General features: G+C 35.3%; 19 protein-coding genes. All 19 read right to left on the reverse strand.

Annotation, left to right across the window (positions count from 1 at the left end):
- Nucleotide 1: 1 nt before the first annotated feature.
- Complete coding sequence (locus tag MJG50_RS00910; protein WP_240251942.1) at nucleotides 2-718, reverse strand: DUF881 domain-containing protein; 717 nt, start codon at nucleotides 716-718, stop codon at nucleotides 2-4.
- A gap of 56 nt (nucleotides 719-774) precedes the next feature.
- Nucleotides 775-1,482 (reverse strand): DUF881 domain-containing protein, encoded by a 708-nt coding sequence (locus MJG50_RS00915; protein WP_240251944.1) that lies wholly within the window; start codon nucleotides 1,480-1,482, stop codon nucleotides 775-777.
- Complete coding sequence (locus MJG50_RS00920) at nucleotides 1,466-2,263, reverse strand: cell division protein FtsQ/DivIB (RefSeq protein ID WP_240251946.1); 798 nt, start codon at nucleotides 2,261-2,263, stop codon at nucleotides 1,466-1,468. The genes MJG50_RS00915 and MJG50_RS00920 overlap by 17 nt, the downstream gene beginning before the upstream one ends.
- A gap of 149 nt (nucleotides 2,264-2,412) precedes the next feature.
- Nucleotides 2,413-3,321, reverse strand: coding sequence for a UDP-N-acetylmuramate dehydrogenase (murB, locus tag MJG50_RS00925; protein ID WP_240251948.1), 909 nt, complete (start codon nucleotides 3,319-3,321; stop codon nucleotides 2,413-2,415).
- 67 nt (nucleotides 3,322-3,388) lie between these two features.
- Nucleotides 3,389-4,477: an undecaprenyldiphospho-muramoylpentapeptide beta-N-acetylglucosaminyltransferase gene (gene murG, locus MJG50_RS00930; RefSeq protein ID WP_240251950.1), complete on the reverse strand. Its 1,089-nt coding sequence runs from the start codon at nucleotides 4,475-4,477 to the stop codon at nucleotides 3,389-3,391.
- Nucleotides 4,478-4,604: 127 nt separating this feature from the next.
- Nucleotides 4,605-5,702 (reverse strand): stage V sporulation protein E, encoded by a 1,098-nt coding sequence (gene spoVE / locus MJG50_RS00935; RefSeq protein ID WP_240251952.1) that lies wholly within the window; start codon nucleotides 5,700-5,702, stop codon nucleotides 4,605-4,607.
- Nucleotides 5,703-5,756: 54 nt separating this feature from the next.
- Nucleotides 5,757-7,109 (reverse strand): UDP-N-acetylmuramoyl-L-alanine--D-glutamate ligase, encoded by a 1,353-nt coding sequence (gene murD, locus MJG50_RS00940; protein ID WP_240251954.1) that lies wholly within the window; start codon nucleotides 7,107-7,109, stop codon nucleotides 5,757-5,759.
- On the reverse strand, nucleotides 7,110-8,084 hold the full coding sequence (gene mraY / locus MJG50_RS00945; protein ID WP_240251956.1) for a phospho-N-acetylmuramoyl-pentapeptide-transferase: 975 nt from the start codon (nucleotides 8,082-8,084) through the stop codon (nucleotides 7,110-7,112).
- A gap of 2 nt (nucleotides 8,085-8,086) precedes the next feature.
- Nucleotides 8,087-8,551, reverse strand: coding sequence for a hypothetical protein (locus MJG50_RS00950; protein ID WP_240251958.1), 465 nt, complete (start codon nucleotides 8,549-8,551; stop codon nucleotides 8,087-8,089).
- Nucleotide 8,552: 1 nt separating this feature from the next.
- Entirely contained in the window at nucleotides 8,553-10,016 is a 1,464-nt protein-coding gene (locus tag MJG50_RS00955; protein ID WP_240252316.1) for a UDP-N-acetylmuramoyl-L-alanyl-D-glutamate--2,6-diaminopimelate ligase, read from the reverse strand.
- A gap of 213 nt (nucleotides 10,017-10,229) precedes the next feature.
- Complete coding sequence (locus MJG50_RS00960) at nucleotides 10,230-12,191, reverse strand: stage V sporulation protein D (protein ID WP_240251960.1); 1,962 nt, start codon at nucleotides 12,189-12,191, stop codon at nucleotides 10,230-10,232.
- 117 nt (nucleotides 12,192-12,308) lie between these two features.
- The gene (locus tag MJG50_RS00965) at nucleotides 12,309-14,513 is read right to left on the reverse strand and encodes a penicillin-binding protein (protein WP_431307247.1); all 2,205 of its coding nucleotides are present in this window, start codon (nucleotides 14,511-14,513) and stop codon (nucleotides 12,309-12,311) included.
- A 1-nt stretch (nucleotide 14,514) separates the two neighbouring features.
- On the reverse strand, nucleotides 14,515-14,877 hold the full coding sequence (gene ftsL, locus MJG50_RS00970) for a cell division protein FtsL (RefSeq protein WP_240251964.1): 363 nt from the start codon (nucleotides 14,875-14,877) through the stop codon (nucleotides 14,515-14,517).
- A 32-nt stretch (nucleotides 14,878-14,909) separates the two neighbouring features.
- On the reverse strand, nucleotides 14,910-15,842 hold the full coding sequence (gene rsmH / locus MJG50_RS00975) for a 16S rRNA (cytosine(1402)-N(4))-methyltransferase RsmH (protein WP_240251966.1): 933 nt from the start codon (nucleotides 15,840-15,842) through the stop codon (nucleotides 14,910-14,912).
- Nucleotides 15,843-15,899: 57 nt separating this feature from the next.
- Nucleotides 15,900-16,331, reverse strand: coding sequence for a division/cell wall cluster transcriptional repressor MraZ (gene mraZ, locus MJG50_RS00980; RefSeq protein ID WP_240252317.1), 432 nt, complete (start codon nucleotides 16,329-16,331; stop codon nucleotides 15,900-15,902).
- A 142-nt stretch (nucleotides 16,332-16,473) separates the two neighbouring features.
- Nucleotides 16,474-18,123, reverse strand: a complete 1,650-nt coding sequence (bshC, locus tag MJG50_RS00985; RefSeq protein WP_240251968.1) for a bacillithiol biosynthesis cysteine-adding enzyme BshC — start codon at nucleotides 18,121-18,123, stop codon at nucleotides 16,474-16,476.
- A gap of 94 nt (nucleotides 18,124-18,217) precedes the next feature.
- A complete protein-coding gene (locus MJG50_RS00990; RefSeq protein WP_240251970.1) occupies nucleotides 18,218-18,610 on the reverse strand; it encodes a DUF3397 domain-containing protein in 393 nt (130 codons plus the stop codon).
- A gap of 2 nt (nucleotides 18,611-18,612) precedes the next feature.
- A complete protein-coding gene (locus MJG50_RS00995) occupies nucleotides 18,613-19,512 on the reverse strand; it encodes a 2-dehydropantoate 2-reductase (protein ID WP_240251972.1) in 900 nt (299 codons plus the stop codon).
- 107 nt (nucleotides 19,513-19,619) lie between these two features.
- Nucleotides 19,620-21,161, reverse strand: a complete 1,542-nt coding sequence (locus MJG50_RS01000) for an acyl-CoA carboxylase subunit beta (protein ID WP_240251974.1) — start codon at nucleotides 21,159-21,161, stop codon at nucleotides 19,620-19,622.
- Nucleotides 21,162-21,180: the final 19 nt, after the last annotated feature.

The raw sequence follows: 21,180 nt of genomic DNA on the forward strand, positions 1-21,180 counted from the left end.
ACTACTTTCCACCTTCTTTTTCACTTTGATCTGGCTCCATATGCTTGACCCTTATTGGATCATCATAAGCTGGAATGGTAATTGCCTGACTTGGTTTCGAGACTACAAGCCTCAGATTATCAATAAAAAATTGTCTCTCTGCCTCAGATGCTTTTAACTTATTATAAAGTCTTTCGGCATCATCTGCTGTAACTTTTATTTCAATTGGAAGCGAGTGAATCGGATAAGAATCAATTTTAGCTCTTCCTTGAATCTCCCTTATAACGGTTGTGGAAATTACTCGATGGCCATCTATTGAGATTTCATTCGCTTGATATGAATTTAGTTCATTAATAAACCATTTTAACAAACTCGGGGAAATACTTCCTGCTTGTATACCAGCTTCGTTAAATGATTGTTCGATTTTAATTATTAGGCCTGGCTCAGTAACTGTCGTTAATCCAGCTTCTTTCTTTAATTCTTCCAAGGTTTCTTGTAAAACAAGCATCTTACTATCATCGCGTTCATTTTCGTACTTTTCAAGCTTTGCTTCATATGTATAAATTTTGGAAAGTAAATCAGAATATAATTCTTGAGATTGCTTTAAGTCCTCTCGCAATTCCCACAAGTCCCTAGTATCACGAATTTCTGGCTCTTGGATAGTTTTAAATTGGACAGCAATCATAAAACCTATAACGACAGAAATAATAATAAAGCTTAAGCCCGTTTTTTTGTCCAATAAAACCACCTTGCTTTCTAAATAAATACATATTATTCCGGGTACTTCCGCTTTTCTTATTCATTTGTACCTAATAATGGTTCCATCGTGATCTCTGCTTTATTTTCAACTTTGACGACAATATTATCCTGCAGTAATTGATCAACAATACCACCATTTATATTTAAAGCCGGAATGAGGACATTAGGGTCACCAATCGCTGAAATTACAAATGGGGCTGGATATGGGCTTCCGTCAATTGTTACAACTGGTCCATTACAGAAAATATATGAGCTATGACTTAACCGTTTTCCATTAACAGAAACAGCTTGAGCACCGGAAATGTACAATTCATTAATTACTTTAAATAGATGATTCTCATGAACAAGATAATTATTCACATCTTGTCCAGATGGTACATATGAAGCATCTTCCAATGTAACAGTAGTACCTGGCCCCTTGACCTTGATTTCACCTGTTACCATTCGGTATTTTTCTACATCTTCTACCAGATTATAATAAATCTGTTCTTGTTCCTCATTAGCAAGTGCTTCTTCAATTTTCCGAATCTTTTCCTGTTTTTCAACTAGCTCCTGTTGAAGAACAAGATTTTTTTCATTTTGTTCGTTAAGTTGGGTACGAATAACATTTTCTTGTTTCCACTGTTGATCAGTTACCTTGTGATTCGAAAGCTGATCTTTCGTAAATTGATAAGAAAATGAAATCATAAAACCGAGGACTAAGCACACGAATGATAGGATTACATGTTTACCCTTCACCTTCATCTGTGACCAACTCCTTTTCTTCGGTTGTACTCTCAATCTTATAAGGTTTGAAGGTTGGTACTACATCAAGTTCAATGTATCCTTTAAGAGTTGGGTCTAACTCACTAATAATAGAAGGATAAGTCAATATATTCTTCGCAAAATTTCTTACAGATGCACGTACTTCATATCCATTATTCATATACAGTGTAATATGTAGAGAATCGTAATCCGTTGGGGTGTAATGGATCTCAGAAATTAAGTTCGAAATTTCTTCAGGAACCTTACTTAATTCTGCAGAGATAAGTTTAATCCCTTTGTCATCCCATTTCACTAAGATTGGGGCATCCATCGGATATACAGAAGAATCTTCATTTGACTCAATTATTTTACCATTTTCAACGACCGGCAAAAAATGACCATCACGAGAAATATACGCAATACGTTTATATTCATTAATATTCAAGATAATATGGTTTGGTAATATTGTATCCATATGTACTGATTTGATTTCTTTATGTGTTTTCAAAAGGTCTATTGTTTCCTCTTTGTTGACCCCCCAGTAGCTTGTCCCAATCTTGAGTCCACTAAAATCAATAATTTCATCATCTGAAATATATACATTACCTTTAACAGAAATCGTTCCTATCTTACTAAGTGGCGATTGAAAGTATAAGATACCAGCAAGTAACAAGAAGAATATGAAGAGATATAGAATTAAGCGGCGATTTGCTTTCTGTTTTCTCCTCTGTTTCAACTTAGGAATACGGTCTTCAATTGTGATTACTTTCTGTTTACCCAATCCATTCACCCCACTCTAGGATTCCCACCTAGAACTCAATCTAATTTAATGAAACGGCACTAAACATGCCGTTTCACTAATTTCCAATAACTAAAAACATGTTATTGTATTATATCATATTTTCCTAAGAAATGGGTGTAGAATGTATACTACTTTCTACCGACAATTTCAACCTCTGTTTCCATTTCGATTCCATGTAAATTAGCAATCTTTTCCTTTACATAATTAATTAAATCCAGAACATCCTGCGCTTTTGCTTCACCCGTATTTACTATAAAATTACCATGCATATCAGAGATTTTTGCTCCTCTAATTGAATAACCTTTTAGCCCTGTTTTTTCAATTAATTGCCCTGCATAGTTTGGAAGTGGATTACGAAATATACTTCCTGCACAAGGAAGATTCCATGGTTGTGTCTCTCGTCGATAATCTTTATTTTTTTGCATCACTGAAACTATTTCATCCCTTGAACCAGCATTAAGTTCAAACTCAGCTTCAATACAGATCCCAGGCTTTTTATTCTGTAGTACAGATGTACGATAAGAAAACTCCATTTCATCATTAGTAAGCCATTCGAAAGTGCCATCTTCAAACAATATATGGGCTCTCTTTAGTATTTTTGAAATATCAGATCCATGAGCTCCGGCATTCATATATACCGCTCCACCGATGGATCCTGGAATACCACTTGAAAACTCAAAGCCTGATAGTCCCTTTTTACTTATTACCATCGCAAGTTTAACAACCGAATATCCGGCACCTACTGTAATATTTGTACCATCTACTACTAAATGGTCAAGTCCAGCACCAAGCTTAATTACAGCACCTTCAATTCCTTTATCAGAAACGAGTAAATTTGACCCCCTGCCAATCGCTCTCCATTTTATTTTGTTCTTATTAAAAATATCAATTGCCCTCTTAATACTTTCAATATCTTTAGGCTCTATGAAAATATCAGCAGGACCACCAATTTTTATTGTAGTATGTTTTGCTAAAGGTTCATTAGTAGAAACCTTGCCATTGATCGAGTCTTGAAGATCTCTGATAATCAAATCCATGACTTTACCTCCTCATGCCTATTTGTTAACACATTGTATGCTCTTGTAAAATATCTTGGCACAAACGTTAAGTTAGTTCCATTACAACATTGTAAAGTCTTCTTGCCGCATCAGGAATGCCAATTTGTTTAGAAGCCTCTTTCATCATTTTGAGCTTTTGTTGATTTTGTAATATGGAATCAATATCATTTAATAAAAGTCTTCCAGTTAATTCATTCTCTAAGCGTATAAGTGCAGCACCTTTATCACTTAATGACCTTGCATTTTTCTCCTGATGGTTATTCGTTACATATGGGCTGGGAATTAATATACTAGGCAGCCCTAAAGCTGTTACTTCAGCTAATGTTGTCGCTCCAGCTCTTGCTACGATTAAATCTACCCCAGATAGTACTTCAGGCATATTATGTATAAATGGTTTAATAATTACATTTTTAGGATTCCCTACTGATTTAACCTTTTCTAAAACAGCGGCATAATGAATTTCTCCCGTTACATAGAGAAACTGATAATCTCTTTTTACCGCCTCATCCAAAACTTCAATGAATGCATCATTGATTGGTTTTGCTCCTCTGCTTCCCCCGACAATTAAGACTGTCTTTTGGCTAAGATTAAGGTCTGTATTCACCATACCCTTTACTCCAACTTTCCCCATAACCTCAGACGCTCGAGGGTTACCAGTTAGAACTGTTTTTTCGTATGGAAAAAATCTCTCTGCTTCCTCAAAACAGATGGCAATCTTATCGACGAAACGACTTAAAAATTTATTAGTAATACCTGGAACACTATTTTGCTCGTGAATAATCGTCGGAATATGTAATCTTGATGCAGCATATACAACAGGACCACACACATATCCACCTGTACCAATTACAACATTAGGGTTAAACTCTTTTATATATTTTTTACTATCTTTAACTCCCTTAAGGAATTTAATAATTGTTTTAATATTATCGATTGATATTTTTCTTTTGAAACCCGTAATTTCAATTGCTTTAAAAGGAATATTCTCTCTTTTAACGATCCCGCTTTCTAAGCCATTATCTGTTCCTATATATAAAAATTCTGCTGATGGATTTATTTTTTTAATTTCATTTATTAAAGCAAGAGCAGGATAAATATGCCCCCCTGTTCCACCGCCACTTACAACTATTCTCAAGGGAAATCCCTCCATTTTTCTTTCAATTAATTTTAGTCTGCATTCACTCTTAAAAATATGATAAACCCTGTTTATAAACAGGGTTTATTTTAACATATATTATATCATGACTGGTCAGATTTTTGGGTTAATATCGTGCATATCTGCTTATATTCAAAAGGACTCCAACAGCCATTAACATTAAGGTGAGAGAAGAACCTCCATAGCTTAAAAATGGTAAAGTAATCCCTGTAACTGGCATTAAACCTGTTACTACCCCAATATTAATAATTACTTGGATTGCAATCATCCCGATGACACCAATCCCTAAAAAGCTACCAAATAAATCTGGTGCACCTAAGGCTATTCTGACTCCACGCCACAGGAGAATGCTAAACAATATAATTACAAAGGATCCCCCAATAAACCCTAATTCTTCTGCTAATATGGCAAAGATAAAATCTGTCTGTGGTTCTGGTAGGTAAAAAAACTTTTGCCTACTCTGCCCAAGACCTAGCCCAAATAAGCCACCTGGCCCAATTGCATAAAGTGATTGGATGATCTGAAATCCGGTTTCTAAGGGATCTTCCCAAGGGTTTAAGAATGAAGTGATTCGTTTTATTCGATAAGGTGCTGACAAAATTAACCCTACAAAACCAACGACACCAAGAAGTCCCAAAAAGACAAAATGAGATACCCTAGCTCCAGCAACAAAGATCATAACTACACATGTTCCAACCATAACCGTACCTGTTCCCAAATCTGGTTGAAGCATAATCATTCCAAAAGCAAGAAATACTAATGCGAGTGAAGGCATTAATCCATTTTTAAATGAAGTAATCTTTTTCTGGTTCTCAGAAAGAAATTTAGCTAAAAAGGCAATCATAGCAAGTTTCATAAACTCCGATGGCTGAATCGAAAATGCACCAACCCCAATCCAACTTTGTGATCCATTTCGTTCCATTCCAATTCCAGGTATTAACACCAACACCAATAATACAAAGCAAATAATAACGATAACCTTCGCCCACGTTCTCCAAGTCCAGTAATCAATATTCATAATAAAAAACATCGCTAACACACCCACCCCAGCAAATAAAAGCTGGCGCTTTGCAAAAAAGAATGAGTCATCAAACTTATATGTAGCCCATATCGCACTTGCACTATAAACCATAATTAACCCAACGGCCAAAAGTGTTAGCGTTGTAATGATTAAAATAATATCTGGAGTAGACTTTTGAGTCAAAGAGAGTCACCTCAACGTATCTAGATTAAGAGCAATACTAGATTGTACAAGCCCTTACTTAAGCTTATGCACGGCGTCGATAAAAATGTCTCCTCTTTCTTCAAATGTTTTATGCTGGTCCCAACTAGCACACGCAGGGGACAATAATATAATATCACCCTCATTAGATAAGTCGAAAGCTTCTCTGACAGCCGCTTCAACATTATCGACATGATTAATCATTTCTATTCCAGCAGCTTTTCCTGCACGTTCAAGTTTTTTCGCTGTTTGCCCAAATACTACTAGTGCTTTCACACATTTCAGTTCTTCAATTAGTTCGTCAAATTCATTTCCCCGATCCAAACCGCCAGCCAACAAAATGATTGGATTATCAAATGCAGATATTGCTGCTTTTGTTGCAAGAATATTTGTCGCTTTTGAATCATTATAGAATTTTCGACCTTGAATCGTTTCCACATATTGCGTACGATGCTTCACTCCAGTAAATTTAGTTAAAACACGAATAATTGCTTTATTTGGAACATCAAAAAGCTTTGCAACTGATACTGCTGCTAAGATATTCTCCAAATTATGTTTCCCTGGAAGTGCGATTTCACTTATATTTATAATTTTTTCCAAATCAAAATAGATTGTCTGATCTTTAATATATGTACCATTATTCAAAATCTGTTTTGTGGAAAAAGCTACTTTTCTAGCCTTACTTATTTCAGCTGCTGCAACTACATTTTGATCATCCAAATTATAAACACAATAGTCATCTTTTGTCTGGTTTTCGAATATTTTTGACTTTGCTGCAATATAATTCTGCTTTGTACCATGATAATCCAAATGTGCATCAAAAATATTAAGTAAGACAGCAATTTTAGGACTAAATTCTTCTATTCCCATTAATTGAAAAGACGAAAGTTCTGTAACTATAATATTTTCCTCTATTGCATTTTGTGCTACTTCACACGCAACAGTTCCAATATTACCTGCAATTAATGGCTTTTTATCCCCTTGCTTTAGCATTTCAAAAATTAATGTAGTAGTTGTTGTCTTCCCATTAGAACCAGTAATTCCTATGAACTCTGCTTGTGAAATGTGATAGGCCAACTCAATTTCAGTTAATACTGTAATCCCTTTTTCAATTGCTTTAACTATTATTGGATTACTATAAGGTATACCTGGGTTTTTAATAATAAAGTCAAAATGATCATCCAAAATTTCAATTGGATGACCTCCACATATGACTTCAATTCCGATTTTTTCAAGTTCTTTTGCAGCCTCATTTTCCTCAAAGGGTTTATTATCGTTAACAATAACCGTTGCACCGATACTTTGTAATACCTTTGCAGCTGCCAAACCACTTTTGGCAAGTCCAAGAATTAATATTCTCTTGTTTCTAAATTTTTCTACGTTTTTCAATTAAATCCACACCTCGATATAAATTGCAAGAATTGAACATAATAAACCTACCGTCCAAAATGTAACAACAACACGCCACTCAGACCATCCTACAAGCTCATAGTGATGGTGCAGTGGACTCATTCGAAATACTCGCTTACCTGTCGTTTTAAATGAGATAACCTGAATAATAACTGAAAGTGTTTCAACAACAAATACACCACCAACAAGTATAAGTAGTAATTCAAGCTTTAAAGCAATTGCTACAGTTGCAATTGCACCTCCTAATGCTAATGAACCAGTATCACCCATGAAGACCTTCGCTGGATGGGCGTTGAAAACAAGGAACCCTAATACAGCTCCTACTACCGCAACCGAGAAAATGGCAACATCATATTGACCTTGATACCACGCCAATACCGCAAATGCTCCAAATGCAATTGCCGCAGTCCCAGACAATAAACCATCCAAACCATCCGTTAAATTAACAGCATTTGAAAAACCAACAAGCCAAAAGACAAGAAACACAACATAAAAGATTCCTAGATTAATTTCAAGATCTAAACCAGGAATACTAATAGCAGTAGAAACATTATTTTGTTTGAAAATAAAATAAAAGATAACTGCAATTACAATTTGTCCAAAAAACTTTTGTTTCGATGTCAACCCAAGATTCCTTTTTAATACTACTTTTATAAAGTCATCTAAAAATCCTAATACACCATATCCCAAAGTAACAAATAATAATAAAAAAGTTGTAATTGTTATCTCAGAAAACTTTCCGGTTATTACAAGTGTAGTAATTACAATTGAAAGTAAGATGATTAACCCACCCATTGTAGGTGTACCTTTTTTCTTCAGATGTGATTGGGGACCTTCTTCACGAATACTTTGTCCAAATTTCAATCTACGCAAGAAGGGAATAAAAAAGGGAGAAATCACTACACTTATAACAAAACCGATAATAATTGCATAAAGAATCACTTCTTCAATCATTTTTATCCCCTCCCTTCACTTTCATCTACAGCATTTAATACCTGGAGCATTTGATCAATATCCTCTATTACAGATTTATCATATGTTGAAAAAGCATCATTATGTTTATCTTGGTCAAATAGCATAAATTTCGTCATTTTATCATACCTATTTTCTTTCCTCTTTTTTAGATAATCTTTAAGTACAAGTTTAAGTGCAGCTAATGTGTTTTCGACGATAAATACCGGAAAATGGTTAGGAAGAAATCTAGGCAATTCTTTATTCTGCGGCCACAATGCAGCTATCGCACCATTATATAAAGCTTCCTTCATTTCATTTTCATTATATTCATTACGACTAACTAATACAAATAACCCTTTATTCACCTTCTCTGATGGATTAAAGTAAATTTGTTCAAAGGCAATAAAATCATCCTTTACACCACGTGCCTCATTACTTATTTTAATTAAATCTTTATAATACAACAACTTATTTCATCTCCTTTATTGCTTGAGTTGCAACAAGGCGGTCATCAAATTCAAAGGTGTTACTTCCGATAATTTGATATGTCTCATGTCCTTTACCCGCAATAACGATTGTATCACCTTTATTTGCATTTGTAATCGCATATTTTATTGCCTTTTCCCTATCTATGATGGTCACATATTTTTCGCCATTAACACCAGCTTCCATATCTTTTAATATATGCAGTGGATTTTCAGACCTTGGGTTGTCAGAGGTGAATATGGGCATATCTGCATATTTTGCAGCAATTTGAGCCATTATTGGTCGTTTAGTCCGATCACGGTCACCACCACAACCTACTACGACGATAATTTTACCTATAGAAAACTGTTTAACTGTTTTCAGCACATTTTCTAAACTATCAGGTGTATGTGCATAATCCACAATTACCGTATAATTTTGCCCGGCATTAACCACCTCAAAGCGTCCAGCTATACCTTTTATTGATTCGATTGACTTACATATGATAGCTAGAGGTATGGATGAGAGTAACGAGGCAGAAACAGCCGCTAGAACATTGTAGACACTAAACATACCAATAAGCTTCATCGTTAGTGAATGACGACCAACGGGTGTAATCAATTCAAAACTTGTTCCAGTAGATGTCATCACAATATTTTTCGCCATAATATCACTTTCATGATTTATTCCATACGTGATAACTGTTGCGGAAGTTGACTTTTTATACTCAAGAGTTGCCTCATCATCTGAATTTAATACAGCAAATTTTGGATTATCGATTTCAAAACGATTCCCTAATCCGGAAAATAATAAACCTTTCACACGTCGATATTCATCCATTGAGTGATGATAATCTAAGTGGTCCTGTGTCAAATTCGAGAAAACCGCAATGTTGAAATCACATCCGTGTATACGTCCGAGATCTATTGCGTGTGAAGAAACTTCCATTACCGCAGAATCTGCCTTTTCTTGTACCATCTGATGAAAAATCTTCTGAAGTGTCAGTGATTCTGGTGTTGTATTTTTCATTTCTATTTTTTTCTTGCCAATCTTGGAGTACATTGTTCCAATTAATCCAATCCTTCTTCCTGCGGCTTGAAAAATTTGTTCAATAATGTGTGAAATAGAAGTTTTTCCATTCGTACCTGTAACCCCAATTAAGTGTAGCTGGTGTGTTGGTTGGTTATAAAATATATCTGCAAGCTGTGCCATCGAACGTTTTGAGTCCTTTACAATGATTACTGGTATGGAAACATCAACGTATTTCTCAGCTATTAGGGCTGCTGCCCCCAATTCCTCCGCCTGCTTAGCAAATAAATGACCATCCACCGAGTGCCCTGTCACGCAAAAAAACAAACTCCCTTTTTTTACTTCCCTAGAGTCCATTTCAAGAGATGTTATCAATGGATTATCAGTACCAGTAGCTGTAAAATCATGTAAATGTGCTAATAACTTTTGTAATTGCATCATGATTTTTACCATTCCCTCTCAAAGAATATCCTTACTTGCTTCACATCAAATAATCATAATACGCTAGATTACTATTATCTGTCTAGAGTTAAATTCTATATATATACCGCATATCTGTAGATTTATTATATGCACTACTTTTGTATCCCTACTTAAAAGATATTATCGTTTTATAGAAAAAAGAAGCCTTTAGGGTAATCCTTAAGGCTACTAGTCTCCACTTTTTTTATTTGATTTCCCTTCTTCTCCTTCTTCTCCTAAATAAATACGCAATGTGGAGCCTTCTTTTATCCGTTCCCCTGCATTTGGAGCTTGGTCAATGATAACATTGCCATCTCCACTTACTTCTAATTTCATATTGAATAATTGTTGCTGTATTTCTTTTTTTGTTAAGCCAACTACATTAGGAACGTCAATCATTTTTATATCAGTCCATAATTTCATTTTCTTATCAATTTGATTTTCTCTCTTTTCTACGCCCATTGCCCTTAAGCTATCACCAATGATTTCTCCTACAAGCGGTGCTGCGACCGTTCCACCAAATTGAACAACACCCTTTGGATTATCGACAGCAACATACACGACAATTTGCGGATCATCCGCAGGTGCAAAACCGATAAAGGACACGATATGATTGTTTTGTAGATAGCCCCCACCTTTTTTGGATTTCTGTGCAGTACCAGTCTTACCTCCAACCCTGTAGCCATCAACAAAAGCATTTCCTCCTGTACCTTGAGCGACAACACTCTCAAGTGCATATCTAACTTTTTTTGATGTTTCTTCCGATATAACACGTCTTTTTGCTTCTGGCGTTCTTTTACTTACAATATCACCAGTAATTGGATCAATCCATTCCTTTGCAATATATGGCGTATATAATATCCCTCCATTAACTGCAGCGGCAACAGCAGCAACTTGTTGAATAGGAGTAACAGAGACACCTTGTCCGAACGCTGTTGTTGCTTGTTCGACAGGTCCAACATTTTCAAGCTTAAATAAAATTCCCGAACCTTCACCTTGTAAATCAATGCCAGTCTTCTGTCCGAAGCCGAAATCCTTAATATATTTAAATAATGTATTTTTCCCTAAGCGGTCACCCAACTCTACGAACCCCGGGTTACATGAGTTTTGGACAACTTCAAGAAACGTTTGTTGTCCATGTCCACCCCTCTTCCAACATTTCAAAGTTGCTCCCCCGACTTTTACAAAACCTGGGTCGGTAAAATGTTCGTTCTCTAAATCTACCTTTCCTTCTTCTAGAGCTGCAGCAAGAGTAATAATCTTAAATGTTGATCCCGGTTCATATGTGCTCCAGACTGGTAAATTTCGATTGTAAACTTCCTGAGGCACGTTTCTGAAATTTGCCGGATCAAAATCCGGCCTACTCGACATTGCTAATATTTCACCAGTTTTAGGATTCATAGCAATTGCGACTAATGCATCTGGGTTGTATTGTGCATTTGCATTGTCAAGAACACGTTCAACGATTGTCTGTATATAAGAATCAATTGTTAAGCGTAAATCCAGCCCATCCTCAGGTGGATCATAGTCATCAGCTATATTAGGCATTCTTTTTCCCTTCGCATCTGAATAAAATTGGACACTACCCTTTTCTCCCTTTAATTTTTCATCATAATATTTCTCTAAGCCAGTAAGACCTTGATTATCAATTCCTGCAAAGCCTAGTACATGTGATAGATAATTGCCATAAGGATAATGACGGATTGAATCCTCTGCAATATAAACCCCTTTAATTCCTAGTGCACGAACTTCATTTGCCTTTTCATGACTGATTTTCCTGCCTTCTGGATTGATATATACCTTTGATTCATTTTCAGTTATTTTTTTATATGCCTTCTCTTTCGACATATTTAAAACTGCTGCTAATTTTTCCGCAGCATCCGCCGGATCCTCTATTTGTCTAGGGACAATTAGGACGGTTGGTGCACTCTTATTCGTAGCCAATTCAACACCATTTCTGTCAAGGATTTTTCCACGCTCTGGTTCAAACGGAATATCTCGACTCCATGAGTTCTTGGCCAAGCCAGTAAGCTTTTCACCGAGTATGAACTGAACATAACCTAACCTGACATCAATAATTAGAAATAATAAAAAACCAATTAATAAAACGGTTAACAATCTTTTCCGCACTGTAACATTTGAGACCCGCATATTTTAGGAACCTCCTTTAATCTAGGCTCGTCTAAATATATGCTTGTACAATATTTATTAGAACATTTGATGCGTTGTATTTAGATTAAAAAAAGAACTGGTTATTTTCCAGTTCCGTTAATCCTCTTTCGTATCATTCTCTGATTCCTTTTTCTCTTCTGTTTTTAACTGTGCTTTCGGAGGTTCAAGTTTTATCGAAAAGTGATCACCTTTCTTAACAATCGAGTTAGGTGGAACTTTTTGTTCAACAACAAAACCATTACCTTCAAAGGAAAGTTTTAGCTGTAATAGATCAGATAATCTCATAACATCCCTAAGGGACCAACCTATTACATTAGGTAGAAATTGTTCTCCATCTGTCATTAGAAATACCTTTTGACCTTGAACAACATTCTCTCCAGGCTTTGGACTTTGATCAGTTATTTTTTTGCCTTTCCCTACAATAATAGCTTGTAGTTGTTTGGATTGCAGGACTTCCTTTGCTTCTCCTGGTTTTTTATTAAGTAAATCATCGAGTTTTAATGTATGACCAGTAACATTATCTGGACTTTCTTTCTTTTCTGTCGGTTGGATATTCAAATATTGTAAACTATTTTTCATAACTGGATTAAAAATAGAAGCTACTGGTTCTGGACCTATTTCTGTATCTTTTAAATTTGGCTTTTTAACCGCAATATAGACAATTAGCTTAGGGTCATCTTTGGGAGCCATCCCCATGAAGGAATAAAAGTAATTCCCTCGACCATGTAAATATCCCCCTTCAGGGCTAGCAATTTCAGCAGTACCAGTTTTACCAGCAACTTGATACCCATCAATATCATAATATTTTCCTGTACCCTCGTTTACTACCCTTTCGAGCAGATCAAGTACTTTGTCAGCAGTTTCAGCTGAAACAGGATTTCCTGATATCTCAGGTTTGTGATCTTGTATCGTTTTATTCGTTTCAGGGTCAACAATTTTATCAATTATAAAGGGTTTCATCATAACCCCACCATTAGCAATTGCAGTGGCAGCTTGAATTTGTTGAATTGGTGTAACTGATGACGCTTGACCAAAAGCAGTTGAAACTTGGTCACTCTTATATTTAAAATTTATTGTATTTTGAACTTCCCCATCAATATCAATACCAGTTGGACGATCTAAACCAAAGCGACTTATGTATTGTAATAATCGATCAGTTCCTAATTGTTCATTTGCTATTTTTGCAAACCCAACATTTGATGATTTAAGAACACCATCATCATAAGTAATCGTTCCCCACCCTGAATAATTATGGTCGCGGATGGTTCTTCCACCAGCTTCATATTTACCAGATGTAAATTGTGCATTACCTTTATAAACACCCTCTTCAATTGCAGCTGCAAGGGTGAATATTTTCATAGTTGAACCAGGTTCAAACGGGTAAATTGCATCGTTAAGATAGTTAGTAATATTTCTTTTATTCGGATCAAAGCTCGGCCTTGAACCCATCGCTAATATTTCACCAGTTTTTGGATTAGCAACTAATCCAATAATTTTCTCAGGTTCATATTCTTTCACTGCATTATTCATGGCATCTTCTAAAAATGTTTGAATCGTTTGATCGATTGTTAAATAGACATCATCACCATTATCCGGTGGTACAATTTGTTCGTTTGCATCCGGTAACTTATAACCTTTGCGGTCACTAAGATATTTCATCTTACCATCAGTTTCATGCAAATACTTATCTAAGCCTTTTTCAACACCCATCATTCCTACAGTAACATTCTCATTGCCTTCATCGTCCTTTTGGACTTTCTGTGCATATCCAATTAAATGAGATGCAAAGGTACCGTTTGGATAATAACGCTTCAGCTCTCTTCTGAAACCAATTCCCGGCAATTTTAATGCTTCAATTTTCTCTTTTAATTCAAAATTTATATTTCGACCGTTTGGACCAAACTCAACTTGCTTTATTTCTCGACCGTTTGAATTTTTTTTCCTGGTTAAAATCTTCAACATATCGTCTACCTTCATATTTAACAAAGGCGCAAGCTTCTGTGCCGTACCTTCTGGATCTTCAACATGTGTTAACTCTTTATCTAGAACAGCTACAACCGTATATGCAGCTGTATCTTCAGCAACTATCTTGCCATTTCGGTCGAAGATTGTCCCTCTTTTTGCATCAATCATACGTTGCTTCGTATATTTTTCCTCAGCAATGACGGCAAGTACAACACCATCTGCTTTTCCGGATCCTTGAATTTGAACAAATCTCATAATCAATGTAAAAAAGAGCAAGGCAAATACGACACTAATAATTGCTGCTCCTCTGTTGATATTGTTATTTTTCGTCTTCATACTACTTACCTTGTACAACTTTTACGTTATTTTCATTTAAAAAGAGGCCAAGTTCTCTTGCTTTTTTCCACAATCTTTCATACTGACTTAACTCTTGAACTTGTACATGCAAGTCACTATTTAATTTCGTTTGTGTTCCAATTGCTGATTCAATTTGTTGCATTTCAATATTCGTTTTGTATATCGTTACCTGGTTTGAAATAATTGCAATCGATCCAATTAATAGACCAATCGAAAATAATACACCCAAACATTTTTCTCCTAATGTAAAACGGGATTTTCTTTTAATAATAACTTTTGTTTTTGGTGTTTGTTCAGGTTGATATTGTTCATTCTGCCTAACCTTATATGCTAAGTTACTCACATGTATCCCTCCTTATAAAAAATCATGATTTGTTAACGTTTCTCTGCAATACGTAATTTAGCAGATCTTGCTCGATTATTCGCAATCAATTCATCCTCTGAAGGTAATATCGGCTTTCTTGTAATTAATTTTAATTTCGGTTCGTAGCCTTCCGGTATCATCGGTAAACCAGGAGGCAATGGTGGACCTTCACTTGCTTTTTTAAAGGTTACTTTACAAATTCGGTCCTCTAGGGAATGAAATGTTATAACGCATACTCTTCCCTCTTTATTAAGCAAATCTATTGATTGGTTGATTGCATTTTCAAATACTTTTAATTCATCATTAACAGCAATTCGAATTGCCTGAAAAATACGTTTTGCCGGATGTCCACCAGTTCTTCTTGCAGCAGCAGGAATCCCATCCTTTATAAGTTCAACCAACTCACTCGTAGTCTCAATTGGCTTCTTCACTCGAGCTGCTTCAATTTTCCTAGCTATTTGTTTTGAAAATTTCTCTTCACCGTATTGAAAAAATATTTTCACCATTTGTTCGTATGACCAATCGTTAACAATATCGTAAGCAGAAAAAGAAGCATTTTGATCCATTCTCATATCTAATGGTGCATCATAATGATAGCTGAAACCTCTTTCAGGTGTATCCAATTGTGGTGATGAAACTCCTAAATCAAATAAAATTCCATCAACTTCCGTAACCCCATATTCATGCAACTTTTCAGTGATATTCGTAAAATTACTTTTAATAATCGTGACAATATCTCCAAATTGAGAAAGCTTATTCTTCGCGTTGTCGATCGCTACATCATCTTGATCAAATGCGAATAGCTTTCCACGTTCTGATAGCTTTGAAGCTATGTAGGAACTGTGGCCAGCACCTCCAAGTGTACAATCTACGTAGATGCCGTCGGGCTTAATATTTAATCCATCTGCTGCTTCGTGTAATAGCACTGTTGTGTGTTGAAACATTCATTGCACCTCATATCTTCCTACTCATTAAATTCTATTTTTCACTAAAGAAGATAATTATATATCAAATCCAATCATATTTTCAGCTATATCTGAAAAAGAATCTTCAGAAGCAGAAAAGTATTCCTCCCATTTCGATTTACTCCAAATCTCAATCCGGTTAGAAACACCAATGACGACGCATTCTTTTTCAAGAGCGGCATATGAAAGGAGAGGTGTGGCGATATTTATTCTTCCTTGCTTATCTAATTCACATTCAATAGCTCCAGAAAAGAAAAATCTTGTAAAAGCTCGTGCATCTTTTTTTGTAAGTGGGAGTGTTTTTAGTTTTTCCTCTAGTATTTTCCATTCAGATAGTGGGTAACCAAACAAACATTGATCTAAGCCTCTAGTTAAAACAAATAACTCACCTAAGTCATCCCTAAATTTTGCAGGAACGATCATTCGACCTTTGCTATCAATATTATGATGGTATTCTCCCATGAACATACTATACGTCCCCACTTTCTGTACTTATATTACCACATCCCCCCACTTTCCACCACAATATTTTATAATATTCCTCCAAATAAAAAAAAATCCTACAAAATGTAGGATTTTTAATCGTGCAACTTTTCTTTACAATAAGAAACTATACCTTAATAATCTTATGTTTTCCGTTAAATTCAAATGGTAGCTCCACTAGATTAGAAGTGAAGTCTAATCCATATTTATTTAAATAATAAAATATATTCCATATCCTCTCTTGAGGGGATCCTAAAGGTTTAAGCGAATATTCGATTCGCTCGAATTTTTTCATTTCTACCTCATTTTGAAGTAATACCCGTTTACTAACAGTATGATTAACAAATTCAAGCTGTGTTTGAAAATTTTCTGCATTTTTCAAAAGAAGGTCCAACAAACTTTTATCAATTTCAAGTGCAGCATTCCTAACGCGCTTATGAATATTTTCAGCCTCTTGTTTTGCTTGAATCATTACATCATCAAAATTGGATGTATGCTTCGCAATCCAAGCATTTTTTGCACTCATTACTTTTCCATTTATCGCATCTGAAATTGATAAACCGATATCAACAATATTTGATTCTATCGACCTTTCGATAATAGTCATCATTAACCTTGGTACAACAGGAGGCATTTTCATGCCCATCACTGTAAATGCTTGTTTGAGCTCAGCCCAGTAGGAAACCTCTCCTGGACCAGAAATAAAGGCCAGTGTTGGAAATAATAATTCTTGCATCAATGGCCGGGTAATAACATTATTACTAATTGATCCTGGATGAGTTTTAGCAAACTCAATCAATTCTTCACTACATAATATACACTCATTATTCTTGCCGCGAAAAATATCATGCTCAGGATAATACTCCAACAGGACTCTATCCGATCCTACTTGGTAAAAAAGATTAGCAGAGTTCTCATTCATCTCGATGCTTTTGGAATAATTAGCTGATTGTAGTATTTCCTGCTGGTGTAAAACTGCATCATGAATTCCCCTATTTTTCTCAATGATTTCAACCAAGAAGTCTGACTCAATTTCCCTAAGTTCGACAGAACCAGAATCGACCATTACTATACCTGTATCTCCGAAAAGCGTACTAATGATTTGCATAAAAAAGTCTACATAGGTAGTTGATTTTTCAAGTTGTAAAAGAAGTAGTTGAATGATTTCATTTGTATTATCTGTTTCCCCATATGTTTCAAATACCTCTTTCAACCAATCTTCACATAACTTCTTGTCAATTTCTATCGAAGTTACCATCGATTTTGAATGTTGCTGTTGTGGGAGTATTTTTTTTCTTATATGATTGCCATCGTTTACAAATAAATGATTAATTTCTGCAAAATCATGATCTTCACCCGCGATCCAGAATACTGGAATAACAGGTATGTTTAATAACTCTTCTTGTTGTCTCGCAAGCTTAATAATTGATATTATTTTATGGATTGTATATAAAGGTCCTGTTAATACACCTGCCTGCTGTCCACCTACTACAACAACACTATTTGGGTCTGACAGTTTATAAATATTTTTAATTGTTTGTTCATGACTATTATATTTTCGATTAAAATTCAATAAATGTTGTACAAGTCTTTCACGTGGAAATGTTCGAGACAATACATCTTTTTTTCTCACCTCATACACAAGTGGAGAATGAATATCATAATCGAAGTAATTGTATGTATCAATTTTATTTGTCAAATAATCATTTACTAATGTATTTGTTGAGGGGAGAAAGAGATCCATAACCTCCATAAATTTCGTTCTTCCTTTCTTCATCCAGAATGTACCCTAGATGAGTATAGCACGATTCAATTAGAAACAAAAAAAAGACGCTTATGATTGTGGAAATTTCATAATTTATCAATTCTACTTAATTAAGTGTCACAGAGAAAATTCTTTGTAGTAGTCCAGATATAAACAGAATAAAATAAGCCAAGAAAAACAACAAAAATGTAAATCTCCAGAATCCCTTCAAAATCCTGAAAGTATCAATTTTATGGCTCATTCTCCAATTTAAATAGCCAAAAGAAAGAACGGAGAGCACAAGTACAGTGAATATTAGCCAAAAGAAACTTTTACCAAAAATAATCAGTAAGAGGAAATGAACTGCGATAATAAATAAAACTGTCGTAATATCAACTGAAATAAATAATGATTTCCGATTATCCTTTAACCACACTTTAGAAATGAAATATATCATTACAAATCCAATTAATGGTATTGTAACAATTGTTGCCGTGAAGCCTGCTAATAAATTTACCATTTTTACTTGCTCCCCCTCTCTTCAATCCCTTTAATTGCTTCAAATAAAAAAGATGTTAACGGTAAACTTTTATTTTTATTTTCCGCTTGTCTTAAAATATAGCCTAGTATTGCATCTATTTCTGTCTTCCGCTCTTCTTCAATATCCTTAAGCATTGAAGAACGATTACTAGACGTTTTTTTACATATTCCTTCGACCTGCATCCACATTTTTTTCTCGTTAGATATATGAATAACAGTAATAATTTCTTGAAACAACGTATGCATGATTCGATAAAAATACTGATTAAGTAGAAGTTGCCCATTTTCCACTTTAAACAATGCCGTTAATGGGTTTATTACAGCATTTACCACTAATTTTGCTGATAACATTTCTAGCCAGTTCTCTTCAATAAGAAGTGGGAAATTCTTCGAAAACGTCCCATGTTTATCTAGTAATGTAATTGCATTTATATTACCACGGTAGACCCCATATTTTGTGATACCTACTCCAGTGTGAATTACTGTAGTTTCATCCACTTTCAACGCACCGTGTTCAACAACTCCGAGTAACAGATTTTTATTTTTCAATTGTTCAATGTATTCTATATGATCCATTCCATTTTGAAGAAAAATAATCGTTGAAACCTTGTCTACATCTACAAAAATCGACATCACATGTTGAAGGTCGTATTGCTTTAACGCTATTATCAATATCTCCTCATTATTTATTAGCTGCGACCTGAACGTCGCATTTATTTTATATGTATTTGAGGAATCATTTTCTAGTAGTGTTACACCGTTCTTATTTAATAGAGAAGCTTGTCTTTCCGTTCTCGTATATACTGTCACATCATTTGTATTTGCTAAATAAGCTGCAAATAGTAATCCGATTGAACCCCCACCAAGTATTCCAACTCTCATAGTCCCAACCCCGTCATTTTTACTACTTCTATTTTACCAAAACAAACGATAATTGGTAGCAAGAAATGACAAAAACCAATAACTATATTAGTTATTGGTACAATTTTTCAGACTGGATAAACCGGATGTTTTCTTTGACTAAAAGTTAGTGTTTTAGATTCATAGATTTCTAATCTATCGATTAGAACATCCCTAAGTTCTGATGCTGATACAATATCATCAACAATCATTTCTGAAGCTAATTTATAAATATCTATACTCTCTTTATATTCTTGTTGTTTTTGCTGAACATATGCTATTCGTTCTTTTGGATCATCGATTTCATTAATTTTATTTGAGTAAACAGCGTTAACAGCCGCTTCGGGTCCCATTACTGCAATTTGGGCAGTAGGGAGAGCTACACAATAATCCGGTTCAAATGCAGGACCTGCCATTGCATACAATCCAGCACCGTATGCTTTACGAACAATAACAGATATTTTCGGAACAGTTGCTGAGCTCATTGCCGCTATAAGCTTAGCACCATGACGAATGATTCCGGCTCTTTCAACTTTAGTTCCAATCATGAACCCTGGGATATCTGCTAGGAATAGTAAAGGAATATGAAAGGCATCACATAATGTAATGAATTTTGCTGCCTTATCTGCTGAATCAACAAATAAAACTCCACCCTTTACTTTTGGCTGATTTGCAATTATACCAACTGGACGACCATTCATACGTGCAAGTCCTGTAATAATTTCAGGTGCAAACAGCTTTTTAATTTCAAAAAAACTTCCTTCATCAATCAATGCATCTATCCCTTCATACATATCAAAAGGAGCATTTTGATTCACCGGGATGATGTCAGTTAATTCTCTACCTTTTGCAGGCATGATCCCTTCCAGAACTTTCGGACGTTGTTGATAATTCGCTGGGAAGAAGCGTAAATATGCTCGTGCACTTTCAATCGCATCTTCTTCATTTGCCGCTAGTACATCACCAACACCACTAACAGTACAGTGCATCCTAGCTCCACCCATCTCCTCCAGCGTTACCTTTTCTCCGATAACCTTCTCAGCCATTCGGGGCGATCCTAAGTACATGGAGGCATTTTTTTCAACCATAATTACAACATCACAAAAAGCAGGTATATAAGCACCACCAGCTGCTGATGGCCCGAATAATATACATACTTGTGGAATCATTCCAGAAAGCTTCACTTGATTATAGAAAATTCGTCCCGCTCCCCGTCGGTTTGGAAACATTTCAAGTTGGTCGGTAATCCTTGCCCCGGCAGAGTCGACTAAGTAAAGAAGGGGAACTTGTAATTTTTCTGCAGTTTCCTGGATACGAATAATCTTCTCTACTGTTCTAGCTCCCCATGATCCAGCTTTCACTGTAGAGTCATTTGCCATTACACAAACTTTTTGGCCATTTACCTCTCCAATTGCTGTTACGACACCGTCAGCCGGTAAGTCACCAGCTAAATTATTTGCAAATTTCCCATCCTCCTTATATTGTCCATTATCAAAAAGAAGTTTCAATCTATCTCTTACAAACATTTTATTTTGCTCTTTAAGTTTTTGATGATACTTGTCATGTCCACCAGCTTCAATCACTTCGTTTTTCCCTCTAAGTTTTCGTTCTAAATCCTCGATTTGAAGCATACTCGCCCTCCTCTCTTCA

It is taken from the genome of Fredinandcohnia quinoae, from assembly GCF_022427965.1.
GTDB lineage: Bacteria > Bacillota > Bacilli > Bacillales > Bacillaceae_L > Ferdinandcohnia > Ferdinandcohnia quinoae.